19 protein-coding genes are annotated in these 17519 nt (G+C 74.1%); 13 read left to right on the top strand and 6 right to left on the bottom strand.

The window, feature by feature from the left end; translation table 11 throughout:
- Positions 1–299: 299 nt before the first annotated feature.
- Positions 300–1955: an FAD-binding dehydrogenase gene (locus tag J7F03_RS08585; RefSeq protein WP_214948053.1), complete on the bottom strand. Its 1656-nt coding sequence runs from the start codon at positions 1953–1955 to the stop codon at positions 300–302.
- A gap of 82 nt (positions 1956–2037) precedes the next feature.
- On the opposite strand from J7F03_RS08585, the gene J7F03_RS08580 reads away from it, so the two are divergent.
- The 8 genes from J7F03_RS08580 to J7F03_RS08545 all read left to right on the top strand — a co-directional run bounded on the left by J7F03_RS08580 (position 2038) and on the right by J7F03_RS08545 (position 7631).
- Positions 2038–2589: an NUDIX hydrolase gene (locus J7F03_RS08580; protein ID WP_214948052.1), complete on the top strand. Its 552-nt coding sequence runs from the start codon at positions 2038–2040 to the stop codon at positions 2587–2589.
- Positions 2586–2984, top strand: a complete 399-nt coding sequence (locus tag J7F03_RS08575) for a DUF202 domain-containing protein (protein ID WP_214948051.1) — start codon at positions 2586–2588, stop codon at positions 2982–2984. The genes J7F03_RS08580 and J7F03_RS08575 overlap by 4 nt, the downstream gene beginning before the upstream one ends.
- Positions 2985–3058: 74 nt before the next feature.
- The gene (locus J7F03_RS08570) at positions 3059–3343 is read left to right on the top strand and encodes a DUF202 domain-containing protein (RefSeq protein ID WP_251071635.1); all 285 of its coding nucleotides are present in this window, start codon (positions 3059–3061) and stop codon (positions 3341–3343) included.
- 92 nt (positions 3344–3435) lie between these two features.
- A complete protein-coding gene (locus J7F03_RS08565) occupies positions 3436–3738 on the top strand; it encodes a hypothetical protein (RefSeq protein ID WP_214948049.1) in 303 nt (100 codons plus the stop codon).
- Between the two features lie 88 nt (positions 3739–3826).
- On the top strand, positions 3827–4738 hold the full coding sequence (locus J7F03_RS08560) for an MBL fold metallo-hydrolase (protein WP_214948048.1): 912 nt from the start codon (positions 3827–3829) through the stop codon (positions 4736–4738).
- 159 nt (positions 4739–4897) lie between these two features.
- Positions 4898–5941 carry a phosphotransferase family protein gene (locus J7F03_RS08555; protein ID WP_214948047.1) on the top strand — a complete coding sequence of 348 codons (1044 nt, stop codon included), beginning with the start codon at positions 4898–4900 and terminating at the stop codon, positions 5939–5941.
- 9 nt (positions 5942–5950) lie between these two features.
- A complete protein-coding gene (locus J7F03_RS08550) occupies positions 5951–7192 on the top strand; it encodes an acyl-CoA dehydrogenase family protein (RefSeq protein WP_214948046.1) in 1242 nt (413 codons plus the stop codon).
- 43 nt (positions 7193–7235) lie between these two features.
- Positions 7236–7631 carry an acetate uptake transporter gene (locus J7F03_RS08545; protein ID WP_308379241.1) on the top strand — a complete coding sequence of 132 codons (396 nt, stop codon included), beginning with the start codon at positions 7236–7238 and terminating at the stop codon, positions 7629–7631.
- Here J7F03_RS08545 and J7F03_RS08540 read toward each other — a convergent pair.
- A complete protein-coding gene (locus J7F03_RS08540) occupies positions 7628–8020 on the bottom strand; it encodes a MerR family transcriptional regulator (RefSeq protein WP_214948045.1) in 393 nt (130 codons plus the stop codon). The genes J7F03_RS08545 and J7F03_RS08540 overlap by 4 nt on opposite strands.
- A gap of 61 nt (positions 8021–8081) precedes the next feature.
- On the opposite strand from J7F03_RS08540, the gene J7F03_RS08535 reads away from it, so the two are divergent.
- Positions 8082–9191 carry an alkene reductase gene (locus tag J7F03_RS08535; protein WP_214948044.1) on the top strand — a complete coding sequence of 370 codons (1110 nt, stop codon included), beginning with the start codon at positions 8082–8084 and terminating at the stop codon, positions 9189–9191.
- Between the two features lie 8 nt (positions 9192–9199).
- Here the strand turns inward: J7F03_RS08535 and J7F03_RS08530 are convergent, their stop codons facing one another.
- The 3 genes from J7F03_RS08530 to J7F03_RS08520 all read right to left on the bottom strand — a co-directional run bounded on the left by J7F03_RS08530 (position 9200) and on the right by J7F03_RS08520 (position 12350).
- Entirely contained in the window at positions 9200–9808 is a 609-nt protein-coding gene (locus J7F03_RS08530; RefSeq protein ID WP_214948043.1) for a TetR/AcrR family transcriptional regulator, read from the bottom strand.
- 104 nt (positions 9809–9912) lie between these two features.
- Positions 9913–11589: a class I adenylate-forming enzyme family protein gene (locus J7F03_RS08525; RefSeq protein WP_214948042.1), complete on the bottom strand. Its 1677-nt coding sequence runs from the start codon at positions 11587–11589 to the stop codon at positions 9913–9915.
- Positions 11586–12350: an SDR family oxidoreductase gene (locus tag J7F03_RS08520; RefSeq protein WP_214948041.1), complete on the bottom strand. Its 765-nt coding sequence runs from the start codon at positions 12348–12350 to the stop codon at positions 11586–11588. Before J7F03_RS08520 ends, J7F03_RS08525 begins: the two co-directional genes overlap by 4 nt.
- Before the next feature lie 118 nt (positions 12351–12468).
- Here J7F03_RS08520 and J7F03_RS08515 point away from each other — a divergent pair, with 118 nt between their 5' ends.
- From J7F03_RS08515 to J7F03_RS08500, 4 genes are all read left to right on the top strand, one after another.
- A complete protein-coding gene (locus tag J7F03_RS08515) occupies positions 12469–13851 on the top strand; it encodes an exo-beta-N-acetylmuramidase NamZ domain-containing protein (RefSeq protein WP_214948040.1) in 1383 nt (460 codons plus the stop codon).
- A gap of 80 nt (positions 13852–13931) precedes the next feature.
- On the top strand, positions 13932–15317 hold the full coding sequence (locus J7F03_RS08510; RefSeq protein ID WP_214948039.1) for a serine-threonine protein kinase: 1386 nt from the start codon (positions 13932–13934) through the stop codon (positions 15315–15317).
- 136 nt (positions 15318–15453) lie between these two features.
- Positions 15454–16041, top strand: coding sequence for a hypothetical protein (locus J7F03_RS08505; RefSeq protein WP_214948328.1), 588 nt, complete (start codon positions 15454–15456; stop codon positions 16039–16041).
- Entirely contained in the window at positions 16038–16913 is an 876-nt protein-coding gene (locus J7F03_RS08500; protein ID WP_214948038.1) for a 3-keto-5-aminohexanoate cleavage protein, read from the top strand. The genes J7F03_RS08505 and J7F03_RS08500 overlap by 4 nt, the downstream gene beginning before the upstream one ends.
- On the opposite strand, the gene soxR is transcribed toward J7F03_RS08500, so the two are convergent.
- Positions 16894–17337, bottom strand: a complete 444-nt coding sequence (gene soxR / locus J7F03_RS08495) for a redox-sensitive transcriptional activator SoxR (RefSeq protein WP_308379240.1) — start codon at positions 17335–17337, stop codon at positions 16894–16896. The two genes, J7F03_RS08500 and soxR, sit on opposite strands and share 20 nt — an antisense overlap.
- Between the last annotated feature and the right edge of the window lie 182 nt (positions 17338–17519).

The raw sequence follows: 17519 nt of genomic DNA, 5'->3' as shown, positions 1-17519 counted from the left end.
CGTCCACCGGGCGCCCGCGGACGGGGCACCACTGAGCGGCCGCGCCGAGCCGTGGTCCCGGGCGGGCCCGCGCCCGGCCGTACGGGCGTCCCCGCCGGTGGGCGCCGCCCGTACGGGAAGGCCGGGCGGAGACGAGGCCCGTGCGCCCACTGGCCGGATCTCGCCCCTGCCCGCCCCGCCTTCCGCCGGGGTCGGAATCGGGCCCCTCGGCAGGATCGGCAGGATCGGCAGGAGTTCCTGGCCGACGGCCCGGCCGAGGCCCTGTCGGCGCCCCGCCCCCGCCCCCGGCTGGGGAAGGCCTAGCCGACGGCCGCGGCCGCGGCGCGGCCCGCCGCGCGGCCCGAGAAGACGCAGCCGCCGAGGAAGGTGCCCTCCAGGGCCCGGTAGCCGTGGACGCCGCCGCCGCCGAAGCCGGCCGCCTCGCCCGCCGCGTAGAGGCCCGGCAGGGGTTCGCCCGCGGCGGTGAGCACGCGGGAGGAGAGGTCGGTCTCCAGTCCGCCGAGGGACTTGCGGGTCAGGATCGAGAGCCGGACGGCCACCAGCGGGCCCGCCGCGGGATCCAGGATCCGGTGCGGGGCGGCGGTGCGGATCAGCTTGTCGCCGAGGTACTTGCGCGCCCCGTGGATCGACATGACCTGGAGGTCCTTGGTGAAGGGGTTGGCCATCTCGCGGTCCCTGGCGACGACCTCGCGGCGGACCGTCTCCTCGTCCAGCAGTCCTTCCTTCGTGATCGCGTTCATGCCGCGCACGAGCGAGGACAGGTCCTTCTCGACGACGAAGTCGACACCCTTGTCCATGAAGGCCCGCACGGGGCCGGGGACGGCCTGCCGCGCCCGGTCGATGACGCCCCGGACCGACTTGCCCGTCAGGTCCGGGTTCTGCTCGGAGCCCGAGAGCCCGAACTCCTTGCCGATGATGCGCTGGTTGAGGACGAACCACGTGTGGTCGTGGCCGGTCTTCATGATGTGGTCGAGCGTGCCGAGGGTGTCGAAGCCCGGGAAGAGCGGTACGGGCAGCCGCTTGCCGGTCGCGTCCAGCCAGAGCGAGGAGGGGCCCGGGAGGATGCGGATGCCGTGCCTGGCCCAGATCGGGTTCCAGTTCTCGATGCCCTCGGTGTAGTGCCACATCCGGTCCTTGTTGATGTGGCTCGCGCCCGCCTGCTCCGCGATGCCGAGCATCAGGCCGTCCACGTGCGCCGGGACCCCGGAGAGCATCCGCTCCGGCGGGGTGCCGAGGCGGGCCGGCCACTGCGCGCGCACGAGGTCGTGGTTGCCGCCGATGCCGCCGCTGGTCACGATCACGGCCTGGGCCCGCAGGGAGAACTCCCCTGCGGCCTCGCGGCCGCTCGCCGTGCCGCGTACGGCGTCGGAGGGGGCCAGCACCTCGCCGGTGACGGTGTCGAGCGTGCCCGCCGTGCGGGTCAGCCCGGTGACCCGGTGGCGGAACTTCAGCTGGACCAGCCCCCGGGCCACTCCGGCCCGTACGCGGCGCTCGAAGGGCTCCACCAGGCCGGGGCCGGTGCCCCAGGTGATGTGGAAGCGGGGAACGGAGTTGCCGTGGCCGTTCGCGTCGTAGCCGCCGCGCTCCGCCCAGCCGACGACGGGGAAGAAGCGGACGCCCTGGGCGTGCAGCCAGGGGCGCTTCTCGCCGGCCGCGAAGTCCACGTAGGCCTCGGCCCAGCGGCGCGGCCAGGCGTCCTCCTCGCGGTCGAAGCCCGCCGTGCCGAACCAGTCCTGGAGGGCCAGCTCGCGGGTGTCCTTGATCCGCATGCGGCGCTGCTCGGGCGAGTCGACGAAGAACAGGCCGCCGAAGGACCAGTGGGCCTGGCCTCCGATGGACTGTTCGGGCTCCTGGTCGAGCAGGATGACCTTGCGGCCGGCGTCGACGAGCTCCGCGGTGGCCACGAGGCCCGCGAGCCCCGCCCCGATCACGATCACGTCTGCGTCGTACGTCATGCGAACCCGTCCTCCGTCGGTGGTGGAGGCGATCCTTTGCTACGGAGCGGTAACCAGTCAACAGGAGCGGAGGGACCAAGGCATGAGCGCGGCCGACGAGGTACTGGACGTGGTGGACCGGGACGACCGGGTGACGGGGCGGGCGCGGCGCGGGGACGTGTACGCGGCCGGGCTCGTCCACCGGTGCGTGTTCGTACTGGCCAGGGACGCGCGGGGGCGGATCTTCACGCACCGGCGGACCGCGTCGAAGCTGGTCTTCCCCTCGTACTACGACATGTTCGTGGGCGGGGTGGTCAGCGCCGGCGAGAGCTACGCGCAGGCCGCCCTGCGGGAAGCGGAAGAGGAGCTGGGGGTGGCCGGACTGGCGGCGCCCGAGCCTCTGTTCAAGTTCCTGTACGAGGGTCCGGGCGGGGCATGGTGGTCCTTCGTGCACGAGGTCCGCTGCGAACTTCCGGTCCGGCCGCAGGCCTCGGAGGTGGCCTGGCACGCGTGGCTCCCGGAGGAGGAGGTGGCGCGGCGGGTCGCGGACGGCTCCTGGCCCTGGGTGCCGGACGGCCTGGAGGCCTACCGGAGGCTGCGGGAGTTCCGGCCGGGGGGGCCGGTAGGCCGGGCCGCCAGTAGATTGGGCGGGTGATCGACTTCGTCAAGGACGTACGGCTGTGGTTCGCACCGGCGCGGGTGCGGGACGAGGGCGAGACCCCCGACTACCGCTTCTCGCTGGCCAACGAACGGACCTTCCTGGCCTGGATCCGGACCGCGCTGGCCCTGGTCGGCGGCGGTTTCGCCGTGGACCAGTTCCTGCCCGACCTGCGGTGGGCGGTGCGGGTCGGGATGGCCTTCGCGCTGCTCGCGGTGGGCGCGGCCTGCGCGTTGCGGGCGGTGAACCACTGGGTGCGGTGCGAGCGGGCGATGCGACGCGGCGAGGACCTGCCGCTGTCCCGGTTCCCGGTGGTGCTGAGCCTGGGGGTGGGGCTGGTCGCGGTGGCGATGCTCGTGGTCGTGCTGCTGGGCTGGACGAAGGGACGGTGAGCACCCCGGGAGCGGGCGCCGACGCCGGTGGCCTCGGCGGTGGCGGTGACCGTGACGACCTCCGCGACGCGGGGCTGCAGCCGGAGCGGACCCGGCTCGCGTGGCGGCGTACGACGCTGTCGTGCGCGGTGACGGCGGTACTGGCGCTGCGCCAGGCGCTGCACGGGTCGGGCTCCCTGGTGGAGGTCACCGGGATCGCGGTGATCGCGCTGGTCTGGTCGGCGTTCCTGTGGGTCTCGCACCGGCGGATGGGGGAGCTGGCGGCGGCCCGGCCGGCCGGGCTGGCACCGCGTGCGGCGCTGGCGGTGACGGCGTGCACGGTGGCCCTGGCCGTCTTCGCGATGGCGGTCATCGTCTGATCCGACGAGACGATGGTCCGCCTTACGCGCCACCCCGGCGCGCACCGGGACACAACGGGTCATCCGGGTCGATCCGCACTAGCCTCGGCGGCATGACGACCCTGCACCAAGAGCACCCCGCGCACGAGCACGCGCACGCCCACGGCCCCGACTGCGGGCACACGGCGGTCGATCACGGCGACCACCTCGACTACGCGCACGACGGCCATCTGCACCGCGAGCACTCCGGGCACTGGGACGAATGCGAGCCCGCGACGCACACCGCGCACGGGGCCCACGAGCACGCGCACGGAGCGGACTGCGGGCACGGCTCCGTCCGGCACGGCGACCACCTCGACTACTTGCACGACGGACACCGGCACGCCGCGCACGACGGGCACTACGACGACCACTGACCGGCCGCACGGACAACCCCCCTCCCCCCGGGCCGCCACGACTGGCAGGATGCCGACAGCCCGTCACAGCGACCCGGGGAGCGCGCAGATGCCCGTAGAAGAGCCGTATCTCGTCCAGCCCGCCGACGGGGTGTACGCCTACGTGCAGCCCGACGGCGGCTGGTGCCTGAACAACGCCGGCTTCGTCACCGGCGGCGGCCGGACCCTGCTCGTCGACACGGCCGCCACCGAGCGGCGGGCGCTGGCCCTGCGCGCGGCCGTGCTGGCCGCCGGGGCGCCGCTCCCCCGCACCGTGGTCAACACCCACCACCACGGGGACCACACCTACGGCAACGGCGTGTTCGCCCCCGAGGCGCTGATCCTGGGGCACGACAACGCGCGGTCCGAGCAGCTCGCCGCCGGGCACCAGCTGGAGACGATCTGGCCGGCGACCGACTTCGGCGCGATAGACATCACCGCGCCCGACCTGACGTACAGCGACCGGATGACGCTGCACGTCGGGGAGAGCGAGGTGCAGGTCATCCACCCCGGTGCCGCGCACACCACGGGCGACTCGATCGTGTGGCTGCCCCGGCAGCGGATCGTGTTCACCGGGGACCTGGTCTTCGCGGAGGGCACGCCGTTCCTGGCGATGGGCTCCCTGGCCGGGTCGCTGCGGGCCCTGGAGCTGCTGCGTTCGCTGGGCGCGGAGACGGTCGTACCGGGACACGGGCCGCTGACCGGCCCCGAGGCGTACGGGGCCACCGAGCGCTATCTGCGGTACGTCGCGGAGCTCGCCCGGGAGGGCAGGGAGAAGGGGCTGACCCCGCTGGAGGCGGCCCGGCAGGCCGATCTCGGCGAGTTCGCCGCCTGGCGGGAGAGCGAGCGGCTGGTGGCGAACCTGCACCGGGCGTACGCGGAGCTGGCCGGGGAGCCCGAGGGCGTCCCGCTGGACATCCTGGCGGTGCTGCGGGACATGACGGTGATGAACGGCGGGACGCCGATCCTCTGCCACGCCTGATGCCGGCGGGCCGGAGGGGGGCCCCCCGGCCCGCGCTCCTCCTCCCCCGCCGTCTCTTTTCCCTTCCGTTCCTCCCGCCTACTGGACGACATACCGACTGGTCGGCATGATGGGGGGCGTTCGTTTCGTCGTCGTCAACTCCGTACGGAGGCGCGCACCATGACCTCAGCCCAAGGCCCGGCCCCGGCCGGCCCGCGAGGACTCGATCCGGAGCGGCTGCGCGGTCATCTCGACCGGGCGCGGCCGGGACTCGTGGCCGGGCCGCTGACCGGCCGGCTGATCGAAGGCGGCCGCTCGAACCTCACGTACGAGGTGAGCGACGGGCACTCCCGCTGGGTGGTGCGCCGGCCGCCGCTGGGGCACGTACTGGCCACCGCGCACGACATGCGGCGCGAGTACCGGGTCATCGCCGCGCTGCACGGCACGGCGGTGCCGGTGCCCGAGCCGTTGCTGCTGTGCGAGGACGAGGCGGTGCTGGGCGCGCCGTTCTACGTGATGGAGTTCGTGGACGGGGTGCCGTTCCGCACGGCGGGCCAGCTGGCCGCGCTCGGCCCCGAGCGGACCCGGCGGGCGGTACTGGGCCTCGTGGACACCCTGGTCGAACTGCACGCGGTGAACCCGGACGCGGTGGGCCTGGGCGACTTCGGCCGGCCCGAGGGCTTCCTGGACCGGCAGCTGCGCCGGTGGGGCAAGCAGCTCGCGGCCTCCCGGGGGCGGGAGCTCGCCGGGATCGACGAACTGCACGGCGCGCTGGGCCGGGCACTGCCCGACTCCCCGGCGCCCACCGTGGTGCACGGGGACTTCCGGCTGGACAACGTGCTGATCGGCGGCCCCGACGACACGATCCGGGCGGTGCTGGACTGGGAGATGTCCACGCTCGGCGATCCGCTGACCGACCTCGGGCTGCTCGTGATGTACAGCTCCGACCTGGGCCTGACGGACTCCCCGGTGAGCACGACCAGCAGCGCCCCCGGCCATCCGTCGCCCGCCGAGCTGATCGAGCGGTACGCGGCCCGCTCGGGCCGGGACACCTCACAGGTCGCCTGGTACACGGCCTTCGCCTGGTTCAAGCTCGCGGTGATCCTCGAAGGCATCCACTACCGCTTCACGCTCGGGCAGACCGTCGGCGCGGGCTTCGACCGGATCGGCGAGCTGGTCCCGGTCTTCATCGAGCACGGTCTGACCACCCTCCAGGAAGGCTGAGGAGCCACGATGGATTTCGCATTCGACGCCCGGACCGAGGAACTGCGCGGGCGGCTGCTCGCGTTCATGGAGGAGTACGTCTACCCGGCGGAACCCGTCGCCGCCGGGCAGCGCGCGCGGCTGGCCTCGCCCTGGGACACTCCGGCCGTCTTCGGTGAACTGAAGGCCGAGGCGCGCCGTCAGGGCCTGTGGAACCTCTTCTTCGTCGACGGGCACGGCGCGCCCGGCGGCGGGCACGGCGCCGGGCTGACCAACCTCCAGTACGCCCCGCTCGCCGAGATCACCGGCCGCAGCCCGCACCTGGCTCCGATGGCGACGAACTGCGCGGCCCCTGACACCGGGAACATGGAGCTGCTCGCGCAGTTCGGCGACGAGGAGCAGAAGAAGCAGTGGCTGGAGCCGCTGCTGGCCGGTGAGATCCGGTCGGCCTTCGCGATGACCGAGCCCGACGTCGCCTCCTCGGACGCGACGAACATCGAGACACGGATCGAGCGCTCGGCCGGCGGCGACGAGTTCGTCGTGACGGGCCGCAAGTGGTTCATCTCCGGCGCCATGAACCCGGACTGCAAGATCTTCATCGTCATGGGCAAGACCGACCCCGACGGGGCCGACCCTCGGCGCCAGCAGTCCATGATCCTGGTCCCCCGGGACACCCCGGGCGTCGAGATCCGGCGCGCGATGACGGTGTACGGGTACGAGGACCACGACCACGGCGGCCACGCGGAGGTCGTCTTCGACGGGGCCCGGGTCCCTGCGGCGAACCTGATCGGCGAGGAGGGCGGCGGCTTCGCCATCGCCCAGGCCCGCCTCGGGCCGGGCCGGATCCACCACTGCATGCGGCTCATCGGCATGGCGGAGCGGGCCATCGAGCTGATGTGCCGGCGCGCGGTGGGACGTACCGCCTTCGGCAAGGAGCTGGCCGCGCAGGGCGTCGTGCAGAACTGGATCGCGGACGCCCGGGTCACGGTGGAGCAGCTGCGGCTGCTGGTGCTGAAGACGGCCTGGCTGATGGACACGGTCGGCAACCGGGGTGCGCACACCGAGATCCAGGCCATCAAGATCGCGACCCCGCGGGCGGTCCTGCGGATCCTGGACGACGCGGTGCAGCTGCACGGCGCGGGCGGGGTGAGCCAGGACTTCCCCCTCGCCGAGCTGTGGGCGGCGGCGCGGACGCTGCGGCTGGCGGACGGGCCGGACGAGGTGCACCAGCGCTCGCTGGCACACCGGGAACTCAAGAAGTACCGCGGCTAGCCTGGCGCTGTTCTACGGCGGCCTCGCGCAGTTCGTCGCGGGCGTGCTGGAGTTCCGCCGCGGCAACACCTTCGGGACCACGGCGTTCGTCTCGTACGGCGCGTTCTGGATGTCCTTCGCGGCGTACGTGAAGTTCGTCGCCCCGACGCTGCCGGCCGACCAGGCCCACGTGGCGACCGGCTGGTTCCTCGTGGCCTGGTTCATCTTCACCGCGTACATGTCGATCGCCGCCATGAAACTGGACGTCGCGCACCGGGTGCTCTTCGTCTCGCTGGCGCTGACCTTCCTCTTCCTGGCGCTCGGCGACCTGGCGCGGAGCACGGCGCTCGGCCACACCGGCGGCTTCCTCGGCCTCTTCACCGCGGGCGTCGCCTGGTACATCTCCTTCGCCGTGGTGGCCAAGGAGACCTGGGGCCGCGAAGTGGCCCCGCTCGGCTAGGACGCGGCGACGGCCGTCGGTCCGGCGGTGGTGCGACCCGCCGCCGTGTCGATGACCTCGTCCAGCACCTCCCGGGACCGGAGCAGGTCGGCGATCAGCCGGTCGATCCGGTCCCGTTCCGTCTTCAGCTCGGCGACGAGCGCGGGGGTGGCTCGTACGTTCGGCCCGCCGTCCGCATCGCGCATGCAGGGAAGGATCCGGCGGATCTTCGCGCTGTGCAGGCCCGCCGCGTAGAGCTCCTGGATCCGGATGACCCGGTCCACCGCACGCTCCGTGTAGTCGCGGTGGCCGCCGGGAGTCCGGTCGCAGACCAGCAGTCCCTGCTCTTCGTAGTACCGGAGCGAACGCTCGCCGACTCCGGTGCGCGCCGCCAGTTCACCGATTCTCATGCCCCACCCCGTCACTTCAGGACTTGCATCTGACATTGGTGTCAGGTTTTAGGTTACTTACATGACGAACTCATCGCAGGTACCCGGTACTTCCCGCCTCTTCGAGCCCGCCGGCCTCGGCGGCCTGGAACTCCCCAACCGCCTGGTCATGGCGCCGCTGACGCGCAACCGGGCGGACGCCGACGGGGTCCCGGGGCAGCTCATGGCCACCTACTACGCCCAGCGGGCCTCCGCCGGTCTGATCATCGCCGAGGCCACCACTCCGAACGCCGTGGGCCGGACCTACCCGAACATCCCCGCCCTGCACACCGCGGCCCAGATCGCAGGCTGGCGCGGGGTCACCGACGCGGTGCGCGCCGCCGGCGGCCGGATGTTCGTCCAGCTCCAGCACGGCGGCCGGGTCGGCCACCCCGACACCAGCGGGCACGTTCCGCTCGCGCCGTCCGCCGTACGCTTCCCCGAGCAGCTGCACACTCCGGGAGGACCGCGCGACGCCGTCACGCCCCGCGCGATGACGGCCGAGGACATCCGGTCCGCCATCGCCGATTTCGCCGCCGCCGCCCGCAATGCCGTCGAGGCCGGGTTCGCGGGTGTGGAGGTCCACTCCGCCAACGGCTACCTGCTCCACCAGTTCCTGGCGAAGGGCACCAACCTCCGGACCGACGAGTGGGGCGGCTCGGTGGCGAACCGGATCCGGTTGACCGTCGAGGTGGTCCAGGCCGTCGCCGAGGCCATCGGTCCGGAGCGGGTCGGCGTACGCCTCTCGCCCGGAGTCGCCGTGAACGGCGTCGAGGAGGGCGACACCGAGGACATCTACCCGGCGCTGCTGGCGGCCCTGGCGGACATCGACCCGGTCTATGTCCACGTTGTGTACGCGGACCCGGACCAGCCCCTCTTCCAGGAGCTCCGCAAGGCCTGGCCCGGCACGCTGATCGCCAACCCGAAGCTCTCCCGCGAGCAGTTCGCGGCCGACGCCGGCAAGGGCGCCGCCGAACGGCTGCTGGCCGGGGGCGCCGACCTGGTCTCCCTGGGCCGGGGCTTCCTCGCCAACCCCGACCTCGTGGCGCGGCTGCGCGCGGACGCACCCCTCAACGAGCTCCGCCCCGAGTTCCTGATGCACGTACAGGGGGCGGAGGGGTACACGGACTACCCGGCGCTGGCCGCGGTGTGACCGGCCCGCTACGGGCGCAGCGCGCGCAGCAGCAGGTCCGCGAGGTGGTCGGCCACTTGCTGGGGGGTGAGCGGGCCGTCCTCGCGGTACCAGGTCGACAGGTGGTGGACGGAGCCGAAGTGGTAGTCCACCACCAGGTCGGCCGGGGTCGCGGTGGAGAAGACCCCGGAGCGCTGGCCCTCCTCGACCAGCGCCCGGAACCGCTCGTGGTAGCGCCGGCGCTCCGCCCGGACCTGCTTGAACTTCTCCGGGCTCAGCTGGTGCATCGACCGGAAGAAGATCGCCGCGTCGTCGAGGTTCTCGATGGTGGTGACCACCACGTCGGCGGCGGCGGCGCGCAGCCGCTCCTCGACGGGCGCGTCGGAATCGGCCACCGCGTCGAGCCTCTGCTGCTGGAGGCGCAGCATGCGCGCGTACACCTCGTGCAGCAGATCGTCCTTGGAGCCGAAGTAGTGGTAGAGCGCGCCCTTGGTCACCCCGGCCGCCTCGACGATCTCCTGGACCGATGTCCGGTCGTAGCCGCGCTCGGCGAACAGCCTGGTCGCGACGGCCAGCAGCCGCTGCGGTACCGGGGCCTCGTGCGTAGCGACGGGCTCCGTCGTGGTCTTGGCGGCCATGGCGCTCGCCTTCCTTTCCTGATCCTCGACCGGTCCTCGCCTGTGGGGCTCCGCGCGGCCGTCCTGCCGTCCTGCTGTCCGGCCCTCCGGCCCTCCGGCCGTTTTCAGCCGCGGTCGCGCAGTTCCCGTCGCAGGATCTTGCCACTGGTCGTCTTCGGAAGGACAGGCAGGATCTCCACCTGGCGCGGGTATTTGTACGCGGCGATGCGCGCGGCGCAGTACGCGGACAGTTCCCCGGGGTCGGCCGCGGCCCCGGGGCGCAGGCTGACGTAGGCCTTCACGCTCTCCCCCCGGTAGGGGTCGGGGATGCCGACGACGGCTGCCTCGCGCACGGCGGGGTGGGTGTAGAGCACGTCCTCGACCTCGCGCGGCCAGACCTTGAAGCCGGACGCGCAGATCATGTCCTTCTTGCGGTCGACGACGTAGAGCCAGCCGTCCGCGTCCATGAACCCGACGTCCCCGGTGCGCAGTTCGCCGTCCGGGAAGGCCTTGGCGGTGTCGGCCGGCAGGCCCCAGTAGCCGGGGACCACCTGCGGGCCGCGCACGGCTATCTCGCCGGTCTCGCCGAAGGGCACCTCGGCTCCGCTCTCGTCGAGGATCCGCACGAGGGTGTCGGCTCCGGGCACGCCCACCGAGAGGGTGCCGGAGGCGGGGTCGACGGGGGCTTCGAGGTGCGCGGGGACCGAGGCGCAGGGGGCGGTGCACTCGGTGAGGCCGTAGCCGTTGCGCAGGTAGAAGCCGAAGGCGGCGCGGAGGCGTTCGACGAGGGCGGGCGGGAGCGGGGCGCCGCCGGAGGAGACCACCTGGAACGAGGCGAAGTGGTCGGGGGTGACGCCGGGGTGGGCGGCGAGGGCCATGAAGGCGGTGGCCGGGCCGACGGTGTAGGCGGGGCGGTGCTCGAGGAAGGCGTCGAGGACCACGCCGGCGTCGAAGCGGTTCGCGAGGACGAGGGTGCCCGCGTTGGTGAAGCAGGCGGCGAGCTCGCAGACCATGCCGGTGATGTGGAAGAGCGGGGCGAGGGCGAAGTAGGCGGCGCCCTCGGCGAGGGGGTGGCCGATGACCTGGCGCACGGCGTTGTGGGTGAGCGCGCCGTGGAGGTTCATGGCGCCCTTGGGGGTGCCGCTGGTGCCGGAGGTGTAGCTGATGAGCGCGGTGTCGGCGGCCGTCAGGCACGGGTCGGGCGGGGCGGGGCGGCCGTGGCGGGCCACGGTGGCGAGGTCGGCGGTGCCGGCCGCCTGCTCGGGACGGCCCGGCCCGAGGACCCGTACGTCGTCGCGGGTCTGGAAGTCCAGGTCGGACGCCGTCAGGACGGTCCGTACGCCGGTCCCGTCCACGGCTTCGCGCAGGTACGCCGGCCAGGCGCGGGCGTCGCATACGAGGGCCGCGGCCCCGGAGTCGCGCAGGATGTGGGCGGCCTCGGCGGACTTGTACATCGGGTTGAGCGGGACCACGACCGCCCCGGCCTTCCAGGCGGCCAGGACGGCGAGCACGAAGTGCGGGGTGTTCTGGAGCATGACGGCGACCCGGTCCCCGCGGCCTACGCCCTGCTCCGCGAGGTGGCCGGCGAGGGAGTCGGAGAGCGCGTCGGCCTCGGCGTAGCCGACGCGGCCGTCGAAGTAGGCGAGCGCGGTGCGCTCGGGGGCGCGGGCGACCGCGGCCCGGAAGGCGTGCAGCACACTGGGCGGGGGCGTGACGGGCGCCCGCTGCGCGGGGCTGAGCCGGGCGAGCCAGGGCTTCGTCCCGTAGGGGGAGGCGGGGGCGTCGCCGGTGGACGCGGTCATCGGGCCTCCCAGGTGCGCTGGAGCCGGTTCATGCCGCTGAGCCAGCGGTCCGGTTCGGTGGCGCGGGCCGCGTAGAAGTCCGCGACCTCGGGGTGCGGGAGGATCAAGAACCGGCCCTTCTCCATGCCGTCGAACGTGGCGTCCACGACCGCTTCCGGCTCGATCGCGGTCGGCGCGAGGACCAGCTCGCCCGCCGACCCGGCGGCGGTGAGCATGTCGGTCCGGACCCCCTGCGGGCAGATGGCGTGGACCTGGAGCCCGCGGTGGCGGTAGGTCAGCGAGAGCCATTCCGCGAAGGCGAGCGCGCCGTGCTTGGTGACACTGTACGGGGCCGCCCCGATCATGGTGAGCAGCCCGGCGGCCGAGACGGTGGACACGAAGCGGCCGCTCTCGCGCTCCAGCCAGTCGGGCAGCAGCAGCCTGGCCGCCCGGACGTGGGCCATGACGTTGGTGTCCCAGGCGGCCTCCCAGACGGCCTCCTGCGCGAAGGCGTCGCCGCCGGAGGCGAGTCCGGCGTTGGCGCAGTAGACGTCGACCGTGCCGCCGAGGGCCTCGCGGGCCTCCTCGACGACGGATGAGGCGTCGCCGGGCACGGCGATGGCGCTAGCGCCGATCGCGCCCGCGACGGAGGCGGCCTTGGCGGGGTCGAGGTCGTTGACCACGACCGTGGCCCCTTCGGCGGCGAAGCGGTGGGCGAGGGCCGCGCCGATGCCGCCGCCCGCGCCTGTGACGACGACTCGCTGGTCCTGGAACGCGTTCACGGGTCCACCCTTCGTGGCCTGCTGCCTGGTGCCGGATGCTCGGCTTCCGACTGCTTCCACGGCAGACTAACCAGTCGGTATGTCCGTGCGGAAGGGTGCGGCGCCCTACTTTGGCGCGATGACGCTGTCGCGACGCGGGTTGCTGGGTCTGGCCGGGGCGGCGGGGGCCGCGGGGAGCTGGGGGGCGGGGGGCCGGGCGGCGGCGCAGGCCGTCGCCGCGCCTGCTCCGGGTGCCGTCCCGGGCGCTGCCCCGGTCGTGGGCCCGCTCGCGGCCCGGGGGGCCGGTCCGGGCCTCGCCCCCGGCCTCGCCCCCGGCCTCGCCCCGGCCGCCGCCGACCGGGTGCGGACCGGGTTCGAGCGGCTCGCCGCGGACGGGTACGCCGTACTGGCCGGGCAGCGCGTCGGGGTGGTGACCAACCCCACCGGGATCACCGCGGACGCCCGCCACCTGGTCGACGTACTGCACGCCGACGAACGCGTCGACCTGGTCGCGGTGTTCGGCCCCGAGCACGGCTTCCGGGGCACGGCCCAGGCGGGCGGTTCGGAGGGGGCCGGGCGGGATCCGGCGACCGGCCTGCCCGTGTACGACACGTACGACAAGAGCGGGCAGCGCCTCGCGGACGTCTTCACGGCGGCCGGCGTCGACACCGTCGTCTTCGACATCCAGGACGTCGGCGCCCGCTTCTACACCTACATCTGGACCCTCTACGACTGCATGCGCGCGGCCTCGCTCGCCGGCAAGGCGGTGGTGGTGCTGGACCGGCCCAACCCGGTCGGCGGCCGGCGGGCCGCCGGGCCCGTCCTGCAGCGCCCGTACGCGAGCTTCGTGGGCCGGGAGCCGATCGCGCTCGCGCACGGCATGACGGCCGGCGAGCTGGCCGGGCTCTTCGCGGGCGAGTTCCTTCAGGGGAGCGGCCCCGCCCCGCAGGGCGTCCGGCTGCGGGTGGTGCGGATGGACGGGTGGCGGCGGGAGTCCTTCTTCGACGCGACGGGCCTGCCCTGGGTGCCGCCGAGCCCGAACATGCCGACACCGGGCACGGCCCTCGCGTACGCCGGCACCTGCCTTTTCGAGGGGACGAACCTGTCCGAGGGGCGCGGTACGACCACTCCCTTCGAGCTGGTCGGGGCGGAGGGCGCCGACCGGCGGTGGGCGGAGGCGGCGAACGCGCTGGAGCTGCCCGGGGTGTGGTTCCGGGAGGCGTATTTCACGCCTTCCTTCTCCAAACACTCCGGGAAGCTCTGCGGCGGGGTCCGGCTGATCGTGCACGACCGGGAGGCCTTCGATCCGGTACGGGCCGGGATCGGGCTGCTGGTCACCGCGCGACGGACGTGGAGCGGGTTCGCGTGGCGCGCGGACCACTGGATCGACCGGCTGACGGGCTCCGACCGGGTCCGGCTGATGGTCGACGCGGGTGCGGGCGTGGAGGAGATCGCGGGCGACTGGGCGGCGGGGCTGGCGCGGTTCGCCGCGGTGCGGGAGGCGTACCTGCTCTATCCGTGAGCCCGTGCTGCGCGAAGGCTGGTCGGGTGGGGATGCCCGCAGGATGCTGTCGCCAGGGACACGGCGTGGAGGGGGACGTCATGGTGCACATCGGTACGACGGCGGCTGCTGCGGGGATCGGGGCCGGGCCGTACGTGGAGCTGACATTCGACGCCGAGGGCGACGCGGCCCCCGGCGCGCGGGAGGCGGTCTTCGGAATCGAGGCCACCGACCTGCTGGTCTTCGCCCACGGGTGGAACTCCGACCGGTCGACAGCGACCCGGCTCTTCGACCGGTTCTACGCGCCCTTCGCGGATCTGGTGGGGACCGGGGTGCGGCTGGGGTACGTGGGGGTCGTGTGGCCCTCGATCCGGTTCTCGGACGAGCCGATACCCGACTTCGACGCCCACGGCGCGCGGGGCGGGGCGGGGGCCGGCGGCGGGCTCGCCGATCCGGGCTACGGGACGGCCCTGGCACCCGACACCCGGCAGGCGCTCGGCGCGTTCTGGCCGGGCCGGGCGGCGGAGCTGGACCGGATCGCCGAACTGCTGGAGGAACGGCCGGCGCGGGAGGGCGCCTTCACCGAGTTCGGCGCCCTGGTGCGGGAGCTCGCCGGGGTGGACGGGGTGGGCGCGGGCGACGATCTGGCGGCGGCCTTCACCACGCGCGAGGTCCCGGCCTTCCTCACCGAGGACGTCCTGCGGGTGTGCCGGGAGTTCACCGAGGCACTGGCCGAGGTGGGCGCCGCTCTCCCCGAGGACTCCCCCGGCCCCGGCTCCCCGGGTCCCGGCTCCCCCGGTCCCGGCTTCTCCGTCGGCGGGGGGATGCGGACGCTGTGGAACGGCGCCAAGGAGGTGCTGCGGCAGGCCACGTACTACCAGATGAAGGCACGGGCCGGAGTGGTCGGCCAGTACGGTCTCGGACCGGTGCTGGCGGAACTGGCCTACCGGCGGCCGGCCCTGCGGGTCCACCTCATCGGCCACAGCTTCGGCGGCCGGGTGGTGTCCTTCACCCTGCGTGCGCTGCCGACCGGGGCGCGGAACGTGAAATCCCTGACCCTCCTCCAAGGCGCCTTCTCCCACTACGCGTTCGCCGAGAGCCTGCCGCACGATCCGGGCCGCGGCGGCGCCCTGCGCGGGCTGCAGAGCCGCGTCGACGGACCGGTGACGGCCTGCCATTCCCCCTACGACTCCTCCCTCAAGGTCTTCTATCCGCTGGCCTCCCGGATGGCGGGCGATTCGGCCGGTCTGCTGGGTTTGGACGAACGGTGGGGCGCGATCGGGCACGACGGGGTGCGGGCGGTGCCGGGGACGCCCCGGCTGACCCTCGACGCGGCCCTGCGCGACGGCCTGCCGGCGACGGGCTGCGTCAGCGTGGACGCCGGTTCCGTGGTCCGGCGCGGCGGGGCCCCCTCGGGGGCGCACAGCGACATCTGCCACGAGGAGCTGGCCCGGCTGGTGGTCGTGGCGGGGCGCATGGGGCGCTGAGTTCCGGCCATGTGCCACCCGCACGCCTCGACCGCCCCCGCATGCACCCACACCGGGCAGGGCATGTTGGGCTCACAGCGCGGTGCGCGGCGGGCGCGGCGCTCGGCGCTGGGCGCTCGACGGAGGTGAAGGCATGATGGCGGGATTCCGGAGTCTGGCCTACCAGGTGCGCGACGCGCGCAACGACCGAGCCCTGCGGCGTCATTCGCTGCGCCGCTGCCTGGAGCGGTTCGCCCCGTACGGGCACCGCGCGACGTGGTGGCACCTGTGCGACCGGCACGGGATCGGCCCCGAGGACCGGGCGGCCGACCCCTTGCGGCTGGTGGCCGCGCTGGAGGAGCTGGAGGACGCGCGGGCCGTCTGGCTGGAGTACGAGCGGCAGTTCGCGGCCCGGCGCCGGCGCGAGAAGCACGACGGGCTGCGGCGGCCGGAGTGGGCCTGGGGCGGCAGCGGGGACGCGGTGGTGCGGTGCGCCGATCCGGGGGTGCGGCCGCAGGGGGCGCTGGGCGAGGTGCTGCGGCGGCTGGTGGCGGCGCTGGAGTCGCAGCCGGGGACGGTGTGTCCGGTGTGCGGGGCGCGGGAGCTGCACTGGCCGGCGGCGGCGTCCGCGGGCGCCGTGTGGGCGTGGGACGGGCCGGTGTGCGCGGGCTGCGGGATCGTGGTGCCCAGACCGGCGCTCGCGGATTCGGCACTGGCCGGGGGCGGCCTGGCGGGGGCGGCGTGAGAACCGCGCCAACGGTGCCTCCGCTGCTGGTGTCGCTCAACGGCTCGCGGGGCGCCGCCGACGGGGCGGCCGTTCCGCTGTCTCCCGGGGACCTGGTGGAGTCGGCGCTGGCGGCCGTGGCCGCCGGGGCCGGGGAGGTGCTGGTACATCCGCGCACCCCGTGCGGGCGCGAGAGCCTCTCGCCCCGGGTGGTGGGGCCGCTGCTGGAGGCCTTGCGGGAGGCGGGCCTCGGGGGTGGCGCTGGATCCGGGGCCGGGACCGGGACCGGAGCCGGGGCCGGAGCCGGGGCCGGAGCCGGGGCCGGAGCCGGGGCCGGAGCCGGGGCCGGGGCCCGAGGCGGGGCCGCCGGCGGCGGCGTACCGCTGTCCGTGCTCGCGAGCGTCGGCGCCGAACCCGATCCGGCCGGGCGGCTCGCACGGGTGCGGGCCTGGACGGTGCTGCCGGACCGGGCGGTGGTGCGGTTCGCGGAGCCGGGGGCCCGGGAGCTCGCCGAGGCGCTGCTGGAGCGCGGGGTCGCGGTGGACGCGGAGGTACCGGTGGACGGGCCGCCCGAGCCGCTGGCACGGTTCCTGGCCTGGCCGGTACGGGTCCCCGCGCGGGTCCGGCTCGAAGCCGAACTGCCGCGCGCGGACCCTGCGTTGGTGACGCGGACGCTGCGCGGGCTGCCCTCCGTACCGGTGCTGCTGTTCGGGCGGGACGCTGCCGCCTGGCCGGTGCTGCGGCTGGCCGCGCGGTGCGGTGCGGGCACGCGGATCGGCCTCGGGGACGTGCTGCGCCTACCGGACGGGCGGCCGGCGCGTTCGAACGCCGACCTGGTCGCGGCGGCGGCCCGCTTCCGGGAGGCCCCGGGGGCTACAGCCGGGAGCCGGTGAGGCGTTCGCCGAAGACGTCGTCCGGGTTGGACAGCGCACAGTTCTCCAGCGAGAGGCAGCCGCAGCCGATGCAGTCGGTCAAATGGTCGCGCAGGCGGCCGAGTTGGGCGATGCGGTGGTCGAGCTCGGCCCGCCAGCTCTCGGAGAGCCGGGCCCAGTCCGCGCGGTTGGGGGTACGGCCTTCGGGGAGCTGGGCGAGTGCGTCGCGGATGCTGGCGAGCGGAATCCCGACGCGCTGGGCGGCGCGCACGAAGGCCACGCGGCGCAGCGCGTCACGGGTGTAGCGGCGCTGGTTGCCCGAGGTGCGGCGGCTGGTGATCAGGCCCTTGGTCTCGTAGAAGTGCAGCGCGGAGACGGCCGCGCCGCTGCGGGCGGACAGCTGGCCGACGGTGAGCTCGTGGACTTTCTCGGGAATCTGCGGCACACCGCCGAGGGTAGTCGGCCGGACCGACATCCGTTGGTGTCGGTCCCGCGGCATCCGTCGATGCCGGGTCCGCGGCATCCGTCGATGTCGGGTCCGGCCGGCATCCGTTGATCGGCCTGTCGTTGACAGATACATACGGCCCCAGCATGCTGAGCAAGCGCTTATTCGCCAGGGAGAGGCAA

It is taken from the genome of Streptomyces sp. ISL-43, assembly GCF_018614195.1.
In the GTDB taxonomy this organism is placed as follows: domain Bacteria; phylum Actinomycetota; class Actinomycetes; order Streptomycetales; family Streptomycetaceae; genus Streptomyces.
The sequence above is the reverse complement of the archived record's forward strand: the minus strand, read 5'-3'. Positions and strand labels throughout refer to the sequence as shown.